Here is a 261-nt window from a genome sequence, read left to right as displayed (position 1 = left end):
GTTAATCCTCCCAGGGTGAGTCGGGACCTAAGGCGAGGCCGACAGGCGTAGTCGATGGATAACGGGTTGATATTCCCGTACCCGTGTGTCCGCGCCCATGGTGAATCAGGGATACTAACCCACCTGATCACGCACCTTTTTCCAGCCTTCGGGTTGGTTGGTGTGTGTGATGCTGGGGACCTGAACTGGTAGTAGCCAAGTGATGGGGTGACGCAGGAAGGTAGCCGTGCCACGTGATGGATATCGTGGTGTAAGCGTGTG

At 56.7% G+C, this 261-nt stretch carries 1 rRNA gene; it reads left to right on the top strand.

Going from position 1 to position 261, the window contains the following annotated elements:
• Window positions 1-261 (top strand): 23S ribosomal RNA (locus NQ014_RS10860); the annotation flags it as partial.

It is taken from the genome of Corynebacterium sp. 5QC2CO, from assembly GCF_024580435.1.
In the GTDB taxonomy this organism is placed as follows: Bacteria; Actinomycetota; Actinomycetes; order Mycobacteriales; family Mycobacteriaceae; genus Corynebacterium; species Corynebacterium jeikeium_D.
The sequence above is the reverse complement of the archived record's forward strand: the minus strand, read 5'-3'. Positions and strand labels throughout refer to the sequence as shown.